The sequence below is a fragment of the Sphingosinicella terrae genome (assembly GCF_003347635.1).
GTDB classification, from domain to species: Bacteria; Pseudomonadota; Alphaproteobacteria; order Sphingomonadales; family Sphingomonadaceae; genus Allosphingosinicella; species Allosphingosinicella terrae.
In genome coordinates this window covers 13,306-29,423 of the sequence record NZ_QDFY01000001.1, presented here as the reverse complement: position 1 = coordinate 29,423, position 16,118 = coordinate 13,306, and the positions used below count along the sequence as shown (strand labels likewise).

Below are 16,118 nucleotides of genomic sequence, written 5' to 3'. Positions count from 1 at the left end.
CTTGGCCATTCAGGCGTCAGACCCATACTCGCACCGGCCGGCGATTCCGGCTGAGAGCGGCCTTATCGCGGGCGGCGGGCGAATGGTAGCGTTCGCGCGCGCTCGCTGATCGCCAAGTAGATCCCGCCCGCGAGGGAGGGATTGCGAAGATGGGCGGCGGCCGCCCCCTCCTCCGAAGTGATCGCCCACCCCCGGCTCGACACCCGGCCCGCTTCCTGCCACCGTCGCGCCGATGGGGGAGAAGGAGCTCCGGATCGCGCTGGTCTGCTATGGCGGGATCAGCCTCGCCGTCTACATGCACGGCGTCACCAAGGAGATCTGGCGGCTGGCCAAGGCGAGCCGCGCCTTCATCGGCGGCGAGGCGCGCGCCGGCGGCAGCGAGGGCGTCTATCACGACCTGCTCGCGCGCATCGCCGAGGAGAAGGGGACCGAACTGCGCGTCCTCGTCGACATCCTCGCCGGCGCCAGCGCGGGTGGGATCAACGCCGTCTTCCTCGCCCACGCCATCGCCAGCGGCCATTCGCTCGATCCGCTCACCGATCTCTGGCTCGATTCGGCGGACGTCGACCGGCTGGTCGATCCGTCGGTCCACCCGGTCTCGCGGATCGCCAAGTCGATCGCCATCCCGTTCGCCTGGGCGCTGTCCAACCGCTCGGAGACCGTGAGCGAGACGGTCGAGGCCGAGCACCGCGCCGAGGTCCGTGCCAAGCTCGCCAGCTTTGTCCGCGCGCGATGGTTCGCGCCGCCCTTCGGCGGCGCCGGCTTCACCCGGCTGCTGCTCGACGCCTTCGACGCGATGGAACGCGAGCCGAATGGCGGGCCGCTCCTCCCCGCCTACCAGCAGCTCGACCTGTTCGTCACCGTCACCGATTTCCGAGGCTATCCGCAGGAGCTGCGCCTGAACTCTCCGCCCGAGGTGGTCGAGCGCGAGCATCGCATCACCCTCTCCTTCAACGGTCCGGCCGGGGCCGTGCGCGACCTCGCCGATCCCTATGCCCTCACTTACGCCGCCCGGGCGACCGCGAGCTTTCCCGGCGCCTTCCCGCCCTTCACCGTCCACGAGCTCGACGCCGTGCTGAAGGAGCAGGATCGCCGCTGGCCCCGGCGCGACGCCTTCCTCGCCCGCGTGCTGCCCCGCCATGCCGAGCTCGGCGAGGCCGAGGACGCCGTGCTGATCGACGGCTCGGTGCTCGCCAACGCCCCCTTCGGACCCGCCATCCAGGCGCTCGACAAGAGGCCGGCGCGGCGCGACGTCGACCGCCGCTTCGTCTATGTCGATCCCAAGCCGGGGATGAAGAGCGTTCGCCTGACCGGCAGCGCCGACGAACCGCCCGGCTTCTTCGCCACCATCTTCGGCGCGATCTCGGACATTCCGCGCGAGCAGCCGATCCGCGACAATCTCGAGGCGATCGAGCAACTGTCGTCGCGCATCCGCCGGCTTCGGCGGATCGTCGATGCGATGCAGCCCGAAGTGGAAGCGGCGATCGAGAATGCGGTCGGCTCGACCTTCTTCCTGGTCCGGCCCAACCCGAAGCGCCTCGCCGCCTGGCGAGCCCGCGCCAACGAGCTGGCCGCCCAAAGCGCCGGCTATGCCTTTGCCGCCTACGCCCATCTCAAGATCGCCACCGTCGTCGAGGATGCGGTGGAGGCGGTGTTCCGCTGCGGCGGCGGCGGTGGACGCGGCCGTCGGGAGGGGCTGCGGCAGGCGCTGTGGGCCCATGTGCGCGCCCGCGGCCTGGTCGATCCGGACGCGCTCACCGCCCGCGGCTCGAGCCCCGACGCCATCCTCTTCCTGCGCGACTTCGACATCGGCTTCCGCACCCGCCGGCTCCGCTTCGTCGCGCGCCGGGTGTCGCGCCTCGTCGAGGATCGCGACCTGGCCGAGCGGCTGCGGACGCTGCTCAACGACCTGCTCGAGCGCTATCGCCGGCGCGAGCCGGGCGAGCTCACCACCGCCGACCGCCGCGCCTTCGCCGCGGCCGAGACCGAGCCCGCCGCGGCGATGGAGGCGCTGGCCCGGATCTGGGACCTGCGCCCGCTCGACGAAACCACCGACGCCGCGCTGACCGAGGCGCTGGCGGAGCTGCCCAAGCCCGACCGGCGCAAGGTCATCCTCGCCTATCTGGGCTATCCCTTCTACGACGTCGCCACTCTGCCCCTCCTCCAAGGGCAGGGACTCGACGAGTTCGACCCGATCAAGGTGGACCGCATCTCGCCCGACGACGCCGTGGCGATCCGGGCCGGCGGCACCGCGGCGACCTTGAAGGGGATCCAGCTCAACAGCTTCGGCGCCTTCTTCAGCCGCGCCTATCGCGAGAACGACTATCTGTGGGGCCGGCTGCACGGGGCCGACCGGCTGGTCGACATCATCCTGTCGACCCTCCCCGAGGCGGATCGGTTCGGCGAGGCGGAGGTCGCCGCGATGAAGCGGGACGCCTTCCGCGCCATCCTCGCCGAGGAGAAGGACCGGCTGACGTCGGTCCCGGCCCTGTTCGAGGAGCTGGAGCGCGAGATCGGATGACGGGCCGCTCCACCCGTGGGCGGGCACAGAATTGATTATTTTATTCCGTCGCGGAATTTGCGAGCAGGGGACGGACATGCGAAAGGGGCCGGCATGCAGTTTCTGAAGACCCTGTTCTGGGTGGTCGTCGCCGTCGCCCTGGTGCTGTTCGCGCACAGCAACTGGAACATGGTGACGATCCGGCTGTGGGGCGGCCTCGAGGCCGACGTGAAGCTTCCCGTGCTGGTGATCGGCGCCTTCCTGATCGGATTCCTTCCCACCTTCATCCTCTACCGCGCGCGATTGTGGTCGCTGCGGCGCCGGCTCGACAATTCCGGCCCGGCCCATGTCGCCAATGCTCCGGGCATGCCGGTCCGCAACGCGCCGCCCGTCGCCGACGCGCCGCCCCTGCCGTGACCAGCCCCGTCTTCGTCGCGCTCGACACCACCGACGTCGAGCGCGCCCGATCGATCGCCGAGCGCGTCCGCCACCATGTCGGCGGCATCAAGCTGGGCCTCGAATATTTCTGCGCCAACGGCCCCGACGGCGTGCGCGCCTTCGCCGAACTCGGCCTGCCGGTCTTCCTGGACCTCAAGCTGCACGACATCCCCAATACCGTCGCCAAGGCGGTGCAGGCGCTGCGCCTGCTCGAGCCGGCCGTGCTCACCGTCCATGCCGCGGGCGGCCGCGCGATGATGGAAGATGCCAAGGCGGCGGCCCCGGCCGGGGCCCGGGTGGTCGCCGTCACCGTCCTCACCAGCCTGGACGAGAGCGATCTTGCCGCGATCGGCATCGACAGGAGCCCGGCCGCCCAGGTCGAGCGGCTGACCGCGCTCGCCCGCGAGGCGGGCCTCGACGGCGTCGTCTGCTCCGGCCACGAGGTCGCGGCAGCGAAGAAGCTGTGGCCCGAGGGCTATTTCGTCGTTCCCGGCGTCCGCCTCGACACCGGTCCGCACGTCCTCGGCGATCAGAAGAGGGTGATGACTCCCCGCCGCGCCCTCGACAACGGCGCCTCCATGCTCGTCGTCGGCCGTCCGATCACCCAGGCCGGAGACCCGGCGCAGGTCGTCCGCGAGATCGAAGCGACGCTCTAGCCTTCGTTCCGCCGGACGAACGACGGAACGATGTCGCCCGCGATGGACTTCTCCCCCTCCCCGTCTTATCCGCCCGGCCGAGGAGTCGTACGAAGATGAGCTGGCTGAACCGGGTCCGCAACAAGATCCCCTTCCTGCCGAAGCGGGAGACGCCGGAGACGCTCTGGCACAAATGTCCCGAATGCGACGCCATGGTCTTCCTCAAGGAATATGAGGAGAATCTGTTCGTCTGCCCGCGCTGCGAGCATCACGGCCGGATCGGTCCGGCACGGCGCTTCGACATGCTGCTGGACCCGGGCTACACCTTGCTGCCCGCGCCGCAGGTGCGCGAGGACCCGCTCAAGTTCCGCGATTCCAAGCGCTATACCGACCGCCTCAAGACGGCGCGGCAGCAGACCGGCGAGAGCGACGCGCTGATCAATGCGAGCGGCGCGATCGAGGGCCGCCCGCTCGTCCTCGGGGTTCAGGACTTCGCCTTCATGGGCGGATCGATGGGCATGGCGGTCGGCGCCGCCTTCGTCGCCGGCGCCCGCGCCGCGATCGAACGCCGAAGCCCCTATGCGATCGTCACCGCCGCCGGCGGCGCCCGCATGCAGGAGGGCATCCTCTCGCTCATGCAGATGCCCAAGACGACCGTCGCCATCGCCGAGCTCAAGGAAGCGGGCCTTCCCTATATCGTCATACTCGCCGATCCGACCACCGGCGGGGTCACCGCCTCCTACGCGATGCTCGGCGACGTCCACATCGCCGAGCCGGGCGCGCTGATCGGCTTCGCCGGCCAGCGCGTGATCGAATCGACCATCCGCGAGAAGCTGCCCGAGGGCTTCCAGCGCGCCGAATATCTGCGCGACCACGGCATGGTCGACATGGTCGTCCACCGCCGGGACCTGCGCCCCCGCCTGGCCTTGCTGCTCGACTATCTGACGCCGCACCGGGAAGCGGCGTGAGCAGAGCCCTCTCCCCTTCAGGGGAGAGGGTCGGGAGAGGGGGAATCGGGAACAGCTCGCAGGCGCCCGTAAATCGCTTCCCCACCTGCCCCTCTCTTCACCTCTTCCCTGATGGGGAGAGGGACTGAAGATGGATTTCGCCGTTTCCGCCGACCCCGACGTCCAGCGCCAGCTCGACCGCCTCGCCCGGCTCGAACCGGCCGGCGCCGTGCTCGGGCTCGACCGGATCCGCGCCCTGCTCGAGCGCCTCGGCAATCCGCAACTGCAGCTACCGCCGGTCCTTCACGTCGCCGGCACCAACGGCAAGGGCTCGACCTGCGCCTTCCTGCGCGCGGCGACCGAGGCGGCGGGGCTGACCGCCCATGTCTATACCAGCCCCCATCTCGTCCGCTTCAACGAGCGCATCCGCCTGGCCGGCCGGCTGATCGACGATGCCCTGCTCGCCGCCCTGCTCGCCGAGACGCTCGATTGCGCCGAGGGGATGGAGATCAGCTTCTTCGAGGCGACCACCGCCGCCGCCTTTCTCGCCTTTTCCCGGACGCCCGCCGACGCCTGCATCGTCGAGGTCGGACTCGGCGGCCGGCTCGATGCCACCAACCTCGTCGCGCCGGCGATCTGCGGGATCGCCCAGCTCGGGCTCGACCACGCTGCTTTCCTCGGCTCGCGGCTCGAGCAGATCGCTGCCGAGAAGGCGGGAATCGCGAAGAAGGGGGTGCCTCTCGTCACCCAGCTCTATCCGGAGCGGGTCGCGGAGCCGATCGCGCGCTCGGCCTCGGAGGCGGGTGCGCTCTGGCTTCCCCGCGGCGGCGTCTGGGACGCGCAGGTCCGCGCCGGCCGTATCCATTATCGCGATGGACGGGGAAGCCTCGCCTTGCCGCTGCCGAGGCTGGCGGGCGCCCACCAGGCGGCCAATGCCGCGCTCGCGGTCGCGATGCTCCGTCACCAGGACGCGCTGGCCGTCCCGGAATCCGCGCTGAGGGCGGCGATGGGATGGGCGGAGTGGCCGGCCCGGCTGCAGCGCCTGGCGCCGGGCCCGATCCACGACCGCCTGCCCGCGGGCAGCGAGCTCTGGCTCGATGGCGCCCACAACGGAGCGGCGGCCCGCGCCGTCGCCGACTTCTTCCGGCTGCGTCCGTCGCCTGGACGCCCCTTCCACATCGTCCTCGGCCTGCTCGCCAATCGCGACCCCGCCGCCTTGCTGCGCCCGTTCCGCGGCCGGTCGATCCTGTTCCACCCGATCCCGGTCCCGGGACACGACCACAATCCGCCCGAGGCGATCGCCGCTGCGGCGCGGGACATGGGGTTCGGCGCCGTGCCCGCGCAGAGCGTCGAGGCGGCACTGGACTGGATCGCCCGTCAGTCCGACCCGGCGCATCCGCCGGTCGTGCTGGTGATGGGCTCGCTCTATCTTGCCGGCGACGTGCTCCAGGCGAACGATCAGCCGCCCAATTGATCCTATTCCGCCGGCGCCGCCTCGGCGAGCTCCGGCGCCACGACGCCCGATGCCCGGCCTGCGCGGGCCTCGCGGATCCATTCGAGCACGCACAGCACGACCGCGATCACGCCGATCAAGGCGGTGAAGACGAACACGAAATAATATCCGCGCTCCTCGATCATCTGGCCGAGCGCGCCGCGCCCGAGCGTTCCCACCAGCAGGGTCAGCGAGGCGAGCAGCGCATATTGCACGGCGCTGTACCCCTTGGCGACGATCGAGGAGAGCCACGCGATATAGGCCGCGCCCGCAATGCCGATGGCGAGGTTCTCGCCGCCGATCGTGATCATCAGCCGGGCCAATCGCTCGGTGCCGCCGAACTGCTCGACCGCCCAGGTGAAGCCGATCGCATGGCTGACCGCCGACATGGTCGCACCACCCACGGCCATATCGGCGTAGAGCAGGTTGGTCGCGGCCGAGAGCGCTGCGCCCAGCGTCAGGGTCAGCATGCGACCGAACACGACGATCAGCCAGCCGCCCACCGCCAACCCGAGGATGATCGCGCCGATGCCGAAGAACTTGGAGGCGAACGCGACCTCGTCGTTGGTGTAGCCGAGCTCACCGAGGTAGAACGGATAGGCGAAGGTGCCCCAGATCGAATCGCAGATGCGATAGGTCAGCACCAGAGCGAGGATCAGCACCAACGACCAGCCCATCCGGCCGACGAACTCGACCAGCGGCAGCACCAGAGCGCGGTAGAAGTGATCGGTCACCTGACCGGCGCGCGATTCCGCCCCGCCCTCCACCGGGATCACGTGGCGCCCTTCGCGACGAAGCTTCACCAGCCAGGCGGCAACGAAGGCAGGCAGGACGATCGTGGCGATGACGATCAACGGTCCATAGGTGGCGGTGAACTCGGTCGGGTTGGGACGGTCCTCGGGCAGCGCGGTCATCGAGCGCACCATGAACACGAGAACGGTGCCGATCGCCCAGGCCCACAGCAGGCCGACGGCCAGCAGGCCCCATTTGCGGATGTTCGGCAGCAATTCGCCGGGCTGGTAAAGCTCGTCGATCTCGTCGCCCGCGGCGATGATCGTCCGAAACTTCCCGGCATCGGGCGCAAACAGCCCGACGATTCCGATCGCCAGCAGGATCATTCCCAGCATGACGTAGGTCTGCGGCCAGCCGATCCGTGCGGCGATGATCAGGCCGAGCGCCCCTCCGACCAGGGACGAGAGGCGGAAGCCCATCTGATAGACCGTCGAGAGAATGTCGATCGTCGCCTCTTCGTCGGCGATGTCGATGCGCCAGGCGTTGATGGCGATGTCCTGGGTGGCGCTGGCGAAGGCGCCGATGCCGGCGAGCAGGCTGAACAGGCCGATCGAGCTCCTCGGGTCGAGCAGGCTCATCGTCACCAGGATGATCCCGAGCAGGAGCTGCGCGGGCGCTATCCACTGCTTGCGCTTCCCGAGCCGGCGCAGGACCGGAATGTCGATCTTGTCGACCAGCGGCGACCACAGGAACTGGAACGAATAAGCGAGCCCGATGAGCGAGAAGACGCCCATCGTCTCGAGATCGACCTCGGCCTCGGTGAACCAGGCGTAGAGCGTGCCGAGAAACAGCGCGAACGGCAGCCCCGAAGCGAATCCGAACAGCGCCATGAAGCCCGACTTCGGATTGCGCAGCGAGCGCGCCAGGGTGCGCCAACCCGGCTTCTTCGCTGCGGTCGTGCTGATGTCGCTCATGAGGCCCTTGTAACGACGGATTCCGGACCCGAAAGCCCGTTTGCGCGTCGCCGGGAGCCCGGGACGCGCACTCGTCGGATCGCGCGCGCCGCGACGGCGCGGCGCCTGTGTCCCACAAACGCCATGATGCTTTCGCTCCGGTGAACAGCAGCCGCCGGTCCCGCCGCTCGTCCACGCCAGGCATCCGCTGGCCGCGTTTTCCGGAACATGCCGCCTCCCCCCGCATCCTGCTCCCGACCGCCGCCGCGCACGAACGCCGCGGCGATCTTCCGACAGGAAAGGAGAGTCACATGTTCGATATCCGCAAGAGCCGAATGCTGGCCGCGATGGCCGCGACGGCTTTGGTCGCCACGCCGGCCATGGCCGCCGAGTTCCGCGCGGTGCTCACCGATCACAACCTGACCGGAGTCGGCGATCCCGACGGCTGGGGACGCGCCCGCGTCCGCATCGACGACAGCTTCAACATCTTGTGCACCGATCTCGAGGTGCGCAGCATCGACGAGGTGCTCTCGGCCCAGATCCATCGCGGCACGGAAGGCACCGAAGGCCCACCCGTGGTCAATCTCGACGCGCCGGACGACGAGGACAGCGACGACTGCGACAATGTCGGCGACACGCTCGCCGACGAGATCCAGGCCAATCCGGCCGGCTTCTACGTGCTGGTCAAGACCCGCGAGCATCCCGAAGGGGCCATACGCGGCCAGCTCGGCCCCAGCTCCGGCTGAACCGAGGTCAGTCCTATCATAGCCAGGAACGGGAGCCGCCAAGCTGGTGGCTCCCTAGACCGCTAATCAACAGTCCAATCTTCGCAGCGAAGACCTTCCACTCGGGAAAACTCGCCGAGATTGCCGGTGACGAGCGTCAGTCCGCGGCTTCTCGCATGTCCGGCGATCAAAAGGTCGTAGGCACCGATCATCGTGCCCCGGCGCTGGAGGATTCCGCGAATCTCGCCGGCATGCGCGGCTGCCGAAACATCGAAGTCGAGTACGACCAACCGCTCCAGAAAATTCTCCACCTGCCGCCGGTGGTGCTCAGGCCGATCCGACTTCTCGGCTCCGAAAAGCAACTCGTAGGCAACGATGCTGGACGTGCACAGCCCCGCCGCCTCCGCATTGAATCGGTGCCGGAGGTCGGCTGGTCGCTCCCGCAAAACGCGAATGCAAAGATTCGTGTCCAGCAGATAACGGAGCACCTAGAAACCGGCGCGTTCCTGCGGGCCCGGCTGTTCGCGCGCGCCCAGATCGATGCCCGGCGCATCGAAGAAGTCGTCCCAGCTGCCATCGCCAGCAGTGATGATGCGCTTGTTTCCCTCACGCCGAACGGTGACGCTTTTCACGTTTTCAGGAAAAGCGACCTCTTTCGGCAGCCGAACGGCCTGAGAACGGTTCGACTTGAAAAGGGTGGTCCGAGCCATGGTCAATCGAGTATATCCCTGAAGTATATCCCAGGCAAGCCTTCCAGTCGGACTCAGGCCGCCTCGTACAGGGTCAATTGGGCGGGCAGCTTCTTCAGCCGCTCGCCCCGGAGGTGGCGATCGATCGCCTCCAGCGCATTCTTCAGCACCTTCTCCGAATAGGGCTTGGCCAGGCAGCCCAGGCCGAGGGTGCGCACGTGGTCGCAGGGCTGGCCGGTGACGAACAGCACCGGAATGCTCCGCTCGCCGGCAAGCCGCGCGACGCCCGTGCCGTCCCCCTCCCCCGCCAGCTTGATGTCGGTCAGGACGAGATCGAGCGGCTCGCGCCCGATCACCTCGCCGGCGGCGGCGAGGCTGTCGACGGTCGCCACCACCTCATAGCCTGCGTCGGTCAGCAGATATTCGTTGTCGAAGGCGACCAGAGGCTCGTCCTCGACCACGAGAATACGCCGGATGAGCCTTTCGCGCTTGCTAAAGAGCATGGTAGGTGCCGGTCCTCATTGCCTTCGATGTGATTGCGAAACGAAGCAATTTGCTGCTGGTGCCCCGCTTCGCCATCGGTCGGACGCATTTTCAGGAGAAATCAACTGGCCGCTCCCCGCGAAACGCAGCGCATCGCCAAGCTGCTCGCCCGCGCCGGCATCGCCTCGCGCCGGGAGGTCGAGCGGATGATCGCGGAAGGCCGTATCGCCATCGACGGCAAACCGGTGGAGACGCCCGCCACCTTGCTTGCCTCGCTCCACGGAGTCACCGTCGACGGCAAGCCGGTCAAGGCGCCGGCGCCGGCGCGGCTCTTCCGTTTCCACAAGCCCGCCGGCCTGCTCACCACCGAGCGCGACCCGAAGGGACGTCCAACCATCTACGATCGCCTGCCCGGCGAGCTGCCGAGGCTGATGCCGGTCGGACGGCTCGACATGAACACGGAGGGGCTGCTGCTGCTCACCACCGACGGTGAGCTCAAGCGCCAGCTCGAGCTCCCCGCCACCGGCGTCGAGCGCACCTATCGGGCCCGCGCCTTCGGCGAGATCAGCCAGGAACGGCTCGAGCAACTGATCGAGGGGATCGAGATAGAAGGCGTGCGCTACGGCCCGATCGACGCCAATCTCGAGCGACGGACCGGCCGCAACCAATGGATCGAACTCAGGCTGCGCGAAGGCAAGAATCGCGAGGTCCGCAGGGTCCTCGAGCATCTCGGCCTGCAGGTATCGCGGCTGCTCCGGACGGCCTACGGCCCTTTCGCGCTCGGCGACCTGCCGGCCGGCGAGGTCGACGAAATCCGCCAGCACGATCTCGTCGCCTTCCGGAAGAGCTTGGCTTTGCCTCCCGGCGAACGGGACGAAACGGCGATGGCCCGCGCCGCGGCACACGCACGTGCACCGCGCCGAACGGGCTCCGGCGAGCGGGACGCGGACCGCGCCGAGCCCCGGAGCGCCCGCCCTCCCGCGGCGAGGCCGCCGAGGGACCGGACGGAGCAAGCGAGGACCGAGCGAGGCGGCCCCGGAAAGGCAGCCGGTCTCCGTGCCGCACCTGCGCGAAAGGCGGGCCGTCACGGCGGCGCCGCCCCGCCCGACCTTCGCGGCGAAGGGGTTCGCAGCGATCGATCGGGCGCTCGCGCTGCCGCGGCCGGGGCACCGAGGGACCGGACGCAGCGGGCCGGCATCGAGGGAAGCGGTCCAGGCAAGGCCGCCGCTTCCCGTGCCGCCCTTCAGCGCAAGACCGGCGAGCGGGGATCCCAGGGGCCGCGCGGCGCCAGGACGAGCCCCGGCGAGCGCGGCAGGCGCGCAGACCATCCATCCGCCGGAGACGGGCGGCGACCCGGCTCGTCGGGCCCACCGCCGCGCGGCGGCGAGGGCGTTGCGCGCACCGACCGTCAGGGTGCGAAGCAGCGAGGCGCGCGCGCCGCCGAGGCCGGGGCACGGGGCCCCGAGCGATCGCGCGGCGCCAAGGCCGGCCCCGGCGAGCGCGGCAGGAGCGGAGACCGTCCACCCGGAGGATCCGGCCCGCGGCGCGGCGACGGCGGGCGCTCTTCGGAAGCCGGCGCCCGCCGCCGGCCGGGAGGACGCCCCGGCTCGCCCCGCGGATCGGGTCCGGGACGGAAAAGATGAGGATCATCGCCGGCGCCTGGCGCGGGCGGCCGATCGACGCGCCGCCCGGACGCGGCACCCGTCCGACCAGCGACCGCGCCCGTGAAGGCCTGTTCTCGATGCTGCAGAGCCGGCTCGGCACCTTCGAAGGCCTGCGCGTTGCCGACCTGTTCGCTGGCACCGGCGCGCTCGGCCTGGAGGCGCTCTCGCGCGGCGCGGCCCATTGCCTCTTCGTCGAGAAGGATCGCGAGGCGATCGCCATCCTCAAGCGTAATATCGACCGGCTCGGCGCCGGCGAACGTGTCGACGTGCGCCCGCAATCGGTCGAGCATGCGCCGCCACCGGCCCTTCCCTTCGATCTCGTGCTGATGGACCCGCCTTATGGCGCCGGCCTCGCCCAGGCCGCGCTCGAGCGGGTCGCGCAGCCGGGCTGGCTCGCCCCCGGCGCCTGGCTCAGCGTCGAGACCTCAGGCGAGACGCTGGCCGTGCCCAAAGGGCTGGAGCTCGAGACCGACCGCCGTTTCGGCAAAGCGATTCTCACCCTGTTGCAGAAGAGCTAGGCCGGCGTGCTCCGCCCTTCGTGCGGGCCGGGCTTGCTCGCCGTCCCTCGCAGCGACGCCATCGCCACCGCGCTGATCACCGCCGCCGCGGCGAGATAGAGGCCGACATAGACGAGGCCGCCGCGCTCGGCGAGCGCCTGGCCGGCGATCGGTGCGACCGCTCCGCCGAGGATTCCGCCGACGTTGAAGGAGATGGAGGCGCCCGAATAGCGCACCCGCGCCGGGAACAGATCCGGCAGATAGGTGCCGAGAGGGCCGTAGAGGAATCCCATGACGAACAAAGCGAGGCTGAGGAACAGCCAGATCGCCGGCAGCGAGCCGCTGCCGAACAAGGGCGCCATCAGCGCGCCGACGAGGATCGTGCCGGCGCAGCCCGCCAACAGCATCGCCTTGGGGCTGGTGAGGTCGGACCACCAGCCGGCGAGGACGATGCCCAGCGCCATGAACAGGATCGCCCCGAGCTGGACGGCGAGGAAGGACTCGCGGTCGTAGCCGAGGCTGGTGGTGCCGTAGCCGAGCGCGAAGGCGGTCGCGAGATAGAAGACGGCAAAGCAGGCGACGACGGCGAAGATGCCGGCGATGGTCGGCCGTGCGTGGCGCGCGAACAGCTCCGCCATCGGCACCTTCGCCGGCGGCGCCTCCTCCATCGCCGCTGCGAAGGCCGGCGTCTCGGTGAGCCTGAGACGCACCCACAGGCCGACGCCGACCAGGATGACGCTGAGCAGGAACGGGATGCGCCATCCCCATTCGACGAACTGGCGCTCGGTGAGCAAGGCGCCGAGCAGCAGGAACAAGCCATTGGCGGCGATGAAGCCGATCGGCGCGCCCAATTGCGGGAACATGCCGAAGCGGGCGCGATGGCCGGCCGGGGCATTCTCGACGGCGAGCAGGGCCGCCCCGCCCCATTCGCCGCCGAGGCCGAAGCCCTGGCCGAAACGCAGGAGGCAGAGCAAGAGCGGTGCGAGCCAGCCCGCGGTCTGATAGGTGGGGAGGAAGGCGATGAGCAGGGTAGAGCCGCCCATCAGCATCAGCGACGCGACGAGGGTCGACTTGCGGCCGATCCGGTCGCCGAAATGGCCGAACACCATCGCCCCGATCGGCCGCGCGAAGAAGGCGACCGACAGGCTGGCGAAAGAGAGCAGCAGCTGCGCCGACTCGGATTCGGACGGGAAGAAGAGCGGGCCGAACACCAGGGCGGCCGCGGTCGCGTAGATGTAGAAATCGTAGAACTCGACCGACGTGCCGACCATGCTCGCCAGCAGCACCCGCGCGTTCGACCGATAGGCGTTCGCCATGACTCCTCCCCTTCGCGGCCTGGGTGAAGGAGGGAGGGGATGGGGTCAAGCATCGGCCACACCCCCCTCTCCCCTTCAGGGGAGAGGGAAGAGCCGCGCAGCGGCGAGGGAGAGGGGGAGTCCGTGATTGTCGACCCGCTCCGTCCGCCTCCAACCTCGCCCCCTCTCCCAGCCTCTCCCCTGAAGGGGAGAGGGGAAGTTGCCGATAAGTCATTGAGTCTCCGCTTCCCGTTCCCTAACTGTTCGCTGTGACCGAGACCGCCCCTGCCCCTGCCGCCGAGCCGCCCTACATAGCCGGGCTCAATGCGCCGCAGCGCGAGGCGGTGCTCACCACCGACGGGCCGGTGCTTGTCCTCGCCGGCGCCGGCACCGGCAAGACCGCGGCGCTGACCGCGCGGCTCGCCCACCTCCTCTTCACCCGCCGCGCCTGGCCGTCGGAGATCCTCGCCGTCACCTTCACCAACAAGGCGGCGCGCGAGATGAAGGAAAGGGTCGGCCGTCTCGTCGGCGGCGCCGTCGAGGGCATGCCCTGGCTCGGCACCTTCCATGCGATCGGCGCGCGGATGCTGCGCCGCCACGCCGAGCTGGTCGGGCTCAAGAGCAACTTCACCATCCTCGACACGGACGACCAGCTGCGGCTGCTCAAGCAGCTCATCGTCGCCGCCGATGTGGACGAGAAGAGATGGCCGGCCCGCACCCTCGCCGGCATGATCGACCGCTGGAAGAACAAGGGCTGGACCCCGGACCAGGTCGATCCCGGCGAGGCCGAGGAATATGCCCATGGCCGCGGCGCCAAGCTCTATGCCGCCTATCAGGAGCGCCTGAGACAGCTCAACGCCTGCGATTTCGGCGACCTCCTGCTCCACATGCTCGTCATCCTGCGCACCCACCGCGACGTGCTCGAGCTTTACCAGCAGCGCTTCCGCTACATCCTCGTCGACGAATATCAGGACACCAATCAGGCCCAGTATCTGTGGCTGCGGCTGCTCGCCCAGGAGCGCAAGAATATCTGCTGCGTCGGCGACGACGACCAGAGCATCTATTCCTGGCGCGGCGCCGAGGTCTCCAACATCCTGCGCTTCGAGAAGGACTTTCCCGGCGCCAAGGTGATCCGGCTCGAACAGAATTACCGTTCGACGCCGCATATCCTCGCCGCCGCTTCGGGCGTCATCGCCCATAATGGCGGCCGGCTCGGCAAGACGCTGTGGACCGAGATGCCGCAGGGGGACAAGGTCCGGGTGATCGGCGTCTGGGACGGGCCGGAGGAAGCGCGCCGGGTCGGCGAGGAGCTGGAGGCGATCCAGCGAAGCGGTGGGCGTCTCGACCAGTGCGCGATCCTGGTGCGCGCTCAGTTCCAGACCCGCGAGTTCGAGGACCGGTTCATCGCGATCGGCCTGCCCTACCGGATCGTCGGCGGCTTCCGCTTCTACGAGCGCGCCGAGATACGCGACGCCTTGGCTTATCTGCGCCTCATCCACCAGCCGGCGGACGACCTCGCCTTCGAGCGCATCGTCAACGTTCCCAAGCGCGGGCTCGGCGACAAGGCGGTGTCGAAGATCCACGCTCTCGCCCGGGCCCAGGACGTGCCGCTGTCGATGGCGGCCGCCCAGATCCTCGACACCGACGAGCTGACCGGCCAGGCCCGCCGCTCGCTCGGCAACCTGGTCGGGGATTTCGCCCGCTGGCGCGCCAGGCTCGACGAATTGCCCCATCCGGAGCTGGCGCGGCTGATGCTCGACGAATCGGGCTATACCGCGATGCTCCAGGCCGACCGGTCGGCGGAGAGCGCCGGGCGGCTCGAGAATCTGACCGAGCTCACCCGCGCGATGGAGGATTACGAGACGCTCGGCGGCTTCCTGGAGCATGTCAGCCTGGTCATGGACAATGACGCCGACGCGGATTCGGACAAGGTCACGATGATGACCATCCACGCCGCCAAGGGCCTCGAATTCGACACCATTTTCCTCGCCGGCTGGGAGGAAGGCGTCTTCCCGTCCCAGCGCGCTCTCGACGAAGGCGGACTCGCCAGCCTCGAGGAAGAGCGCCGGCTCGCTTATGTGGCGATCACCCGGGCCCGCCGGCGCTGCATCATCCTCCACGCCGCCAATCGCCGCATCTACGGCCAGTGGACCTCGTCCATCCCCTCGCGCTTCGTCGCCGAGCTTCCGGACGAGCATGTCGAGCAGGAGACGACGATGAGCGGCGGCGAGTCGCTGTGGCGCGCCAACTGGTCCGAGCGCGCCGATCCGTTCGCCGACGTCGCCCGCGGCACCGGCCGCGGCCCCGGCTGGCAGCGCGCCGCCGCCGGCGGCGGCTTCGAACGCACCCCGCCGCGGGTGATCGAGGCCCGCGCCAGCGCGGTCAGCTTCGGCAATCCCGGCCGCAGCGACATCGCCGTCGGTCAGAGGGTGTTCCACCAGAAGTTCGGCTACGGGCAGGTCGCCGAGGTCGAGGGCAACAAGCTCGAAATCGACTTCGAGCAGAGCGGACGCAAACGAGTGATCGACAGCTTCGTGACGGTGGCGTGAGTGCACTAGCCCTCTCCCCTTCAGGGGAGAGGGTTGGGAGCGGGGGAGTCGGAGCGCCCCCAAGCTTGCGCCCCATCCGTGTTCCTGATACGTTCCAACTATCAGGAGAACCGCCATGCGCGACCCGCAACTCCTCGAGCACGCGCAGGAAATGCGCCGCGAAATGACCGCGCCGGAACGCCGGCTCTGGCACATGCTCCGCGCCAAGCGGTTCCAAGGCGCCAAGTTCCGCCGGCAGCAGGTCATCGGTCGTTACATTGCCGATTTCGCCTGTCGCAAACCGATGCTCATCATTGAGGTCGACGGCGACACGCATGCCTGTTCCGAGGATTATGATGCGCGGCGGACCGCGCTTCTCGAACGACGGGGCTATCGCGTCGTTCGTTTCACCAATGGCGAGGTGATGGGGAATTTGGAGGGGGTGCTGATTGCAATTGGGGAGGCTCTACGTTCTGCCTCCCAGTCGGTTCGGGGAACCTCCCCGACTCCCCCTCTCCCCGACCCTCTCCCCTGAAGGGG

The 16,118-nt window shown here is 69.2% G+C and carries 14 protein-coding genes and 1 pseudogene; 10 read left to right on the top strand and 5 right to left on the bottom strand.

Annotation, left to right across the window (positions count from 1 at the left end; genetic code table 11):
• Positions 1-232 precede the first annotated feature (232 nt).
• From DDE10_RS00140 to DDE10_RS00120, 5 genes are all read left to right on the top strand, one after another.
• Entirely contained in the window at positions 233-2,521 is a 2,289-nt protein-coding gene (locus DDE10_RS00140) for a patatin-like protein (protein ID WP_114950715.1), read from the top strand.
• Positions 2,522-2,614: 93 nt separating this feature from the next.
• The gene (locus DDE10_RS00135) at positions 2,615-2,917 is read left to right on the top strand and encodes a LapA family protein (RefSeq protein WP_114950714.1); all 303 of its coding nucleotides are present in this window, start codon (positions 2,615-2,617) and stop codon (positions 2,915-2,917) included.
• Positions 2,914-3,594 (top strand): orotidine-5'-phosphate decarboxylase, encoded by a 681-nt coding sequence (pyrF, locus tag DDE10_RS00130; RefSeq protein ID WP_114950713.1) that lies wholly within the window; start codon positions 2,914-2,916, stop codon positions 3,592-3,594. Before DDE10_RS00135 ends, pyrF begins: the two co-directional genes overlap by 4 nt.
• A 95-nt stretch (positions 3,595-3,689) precedes the next feature.
• Positions 3,690-4,541, top strand: coding sequence for an acetyl-CoA carboxylase, carboxyltransferase subunit beta (accD, locus tag DDE10_RS00125; RefSeq protein ID WP_114950712.1), 852 nt, complete (start codon positions 3,690-3,692; stop codon positions 4,539-4,541).
• Positions 4,542-4,671: 130 nt separating this feature from the next.
• A complete protein-coding gene (locus DDE10_RS00120) occupies positions 4,672-5,994 on the top strand; it encodes a bifunctional folylpolyglutamate synthase/dihydrofolate synthase (protein WP_114950711.1) in 1,323 nt (440 codons plus the stop codon).
• A gap of 2 nt (positions 5,995-5,996) precedes the next feature.
• Here DDE10_RS00120 and DDE10_RS00115 read toward each other — a convergent pair whose 3' ends face one another.
• A complete protein-coding gene (locus DDE10_RS00115; protein ID WP_114950710.1) occupies positions 5,997-7,718 on the bottom strand; it encodes an AmpG family muropeptide MFS transporter in 1,722 nt (573 codons plus the stop codon).
• 290 nt (positions 7,719-8,008) lie between these two features.
• On the opposite strand from DDE10_RS00115, the gene DDE10_RS00110 reads away from it, so the two are divergent.
• The gene (locus tag DDE10_RS00110) at positions 8,009-8,443 is read left to right on the top strand and encodes a CHRD domain-containing protein (protein ID WP_114950709.1); all 435 of its coding nucleotides are present in this window, start codon (positions 8,009-8,011) and stop codon (positions 8,441-8,443) included.
• Between the two features lie 62 nt (positions 8,444-8,505).
• Here DDE10_RS00110 and vapC read toward each other — a convergent pair whose 3' ends face one another.
• From vapC to DDE10_RS00095, 3 genes are read right to left on the bottom strand one after another with little or no spacing between them, the layout of a single operon-like run.
• Positions 8,506-8,910: a type II toxin-antitoxin system tRNA(fMet)-specific endonuclease VapC gene (gene vapC / locus DDE10_RS00105; protein ID WP_114950708.1), complete on the bottom strand. Its 405-nt coding sequence runs from the start codon at positions 8,908-8,910 to the stop codon at positions 8,506-8,508.
• Positions 8,911-9,132 (bottom strand): type II toxin-antitoxin system VapB family antitoxin, encoded by a 222-nt coding sequence (gene vapB, locus DDE10_RS00100; protein WP_114950707.1) that lies wholly within the window; start codon positions 9,130-9,132, stop codon positions 8,911-8,913.
• A 53-nt stretch (positions 9,133-9,185) separates the two neighbouring features.
• Positions 9,186-9,614, bottom strand: a complete 429-nt coding sequence (locus DDE10_RS00095; RefSeq protein ID WP_114950706.1) for a response regulator — start codon at positions 9,612-9,614, stop codon at positions 9,186-9,188.
• Between the two features lie 120 nt (positions 9,615-9,734).
• Here DDE10_RS00095 and DDE10_RS23975 point away from each other — a divergent pair.
• Positions 9,735-10,445, top strand: a pseudogene (locus DDE10_RS23975) (pseudouridine synthase); the annotation flags it as partial.
• A gap of 788 nt (positions 10,446-11,233) precedes the next feature.
• A complete protein-coding gene (gene rsmD / locus DDE10_RS00085; protein ID WP_114950705.1) occupies positions 11,234-11,776 on the top strand; it encodes a 16S rRNA (guanine(966)-N(2))-methyltransferase RsmD in 543 nt (180 codons plus the stop codon).
• Here rsmD and DDE10_RS00080 read toward each other — a convergent pair.
• The gene (locus DDE10_RS00080) at positions 11,773-13,071 is read right to left on the bottom strand and encodes an MFS transporter (protein WP_114950704.1); all 1,299 of its coding nucleotides are present in this window, start codon (positions 13,069-13,071) and stop codon (positions 11,773-11,775) included. The genes rsmD and DDE10_RS00080 overlap by 4 nt on opposite strands.
• A 248-nt stretch (positions 13,072-13,319) precedes the next feature.
• On the opposite strand from DDE10_RS00080, the gene DDE10_RS00075 reads away from it, so the two are divergent.
• Positions 13,320-15,599 (top strand): ATP-dependent helicase, encoded by a 2,280-nt coding sequence (locus tag DDE10_RS00075; protein ID WP_114950703.1) that lies wholly within the window; start codon positions 13,320-13,322, stop codon positions 15,597-15,599.
• Positions 15,600-15,714: 115 nt separating this feature from the next.
• Complete coding sequence (locus tag DDE10_RS00070; RefSeq protein ID WP_114950702.1) at positions 15,715-16,113, top strand: endonuclease domain-containing protein; 399 nt, start codon at positions 15,715-15,717, stop codon at positions 16,111-16,113.
• Positions 16,114-16,118 lie beyond the last annotated feature (5 nt).

Coding starts and splice junctions, on each gene's coding strand:
- DDE10_RS00095 (WP_114950706.1), bottom strand. CDS start 9,614: ATGCTCTTTAGCAAGCGCGAAAGGCTCATCCGGCGTATTCTCGTGGTC.
- accD (WP_114950712.1), top strand. CDS start 3,690: ATGAGCTGGCTGAACCGGGTCCGCAACAAGATCCCCTTCCTGCCGAAG.
- DDE10_RS00080 (WP_114950704.1), bottom strand. CDS start 13,071: ATGGCGAACGCCTATCGGTCGAACGCGCGGGTGCTGCTGGCGAGCATG.
- DDE10_RS00120 (WP_114950711.1), top strand. CDS start 4,672: ATGGATTTCGCCGTTTCCGCCGACCCCGACGTCCAGCGCCAGCTCGAC.
- DDE10_RS00135 (WP_114950714.1), top strand. CDS start 2,615: ATGCAGTTTCTGAAGACCCTGTTCTGGGTGGTCGTCGCCGTCGCCCTG.
- DDE10_RS00070 (WP_114950702.1), top strand. CDS start 15,715: ATGCGCGACCCGCAACTCCTCGAGCACGCGCAGGAAATGCGCCGCGAA.
- DDE10_RS00140 (WP_114950715.1), top strand. CDS start 233: ATGGGGGAGAAGGAGCTCCGGATCGCGCTGGTCTGCTATGGCGGGATC.
- vapB (WP_114950707.1), bottom strand. CDS start 9,132: ATGGCTCGGACCACCCTTTTCAAGTCGAACCGTTCTCAGGCCGTTCGG.
- DDE10_RS00110 (WP_114950709.1), top strand. CDS start 8,009: ATGTTCGATATCCGCAAGAGCCGAATGCTGGCCGCGATGGCCGCGACG.
- DDE10_RS00115 (WP_114950710.1), bottom strand. CDS start 7,718: ATGAGCGACATCAGCACGACCGCAGCGAAGAAGCCGGGTTGGCGCACC.
- rsmD (WP_114950705.1), top strand. CDS start 11,234: ATGAGGATCATCGCCGGCGCCTGGCGCGGGCGGCCGATCGACGCGCCG.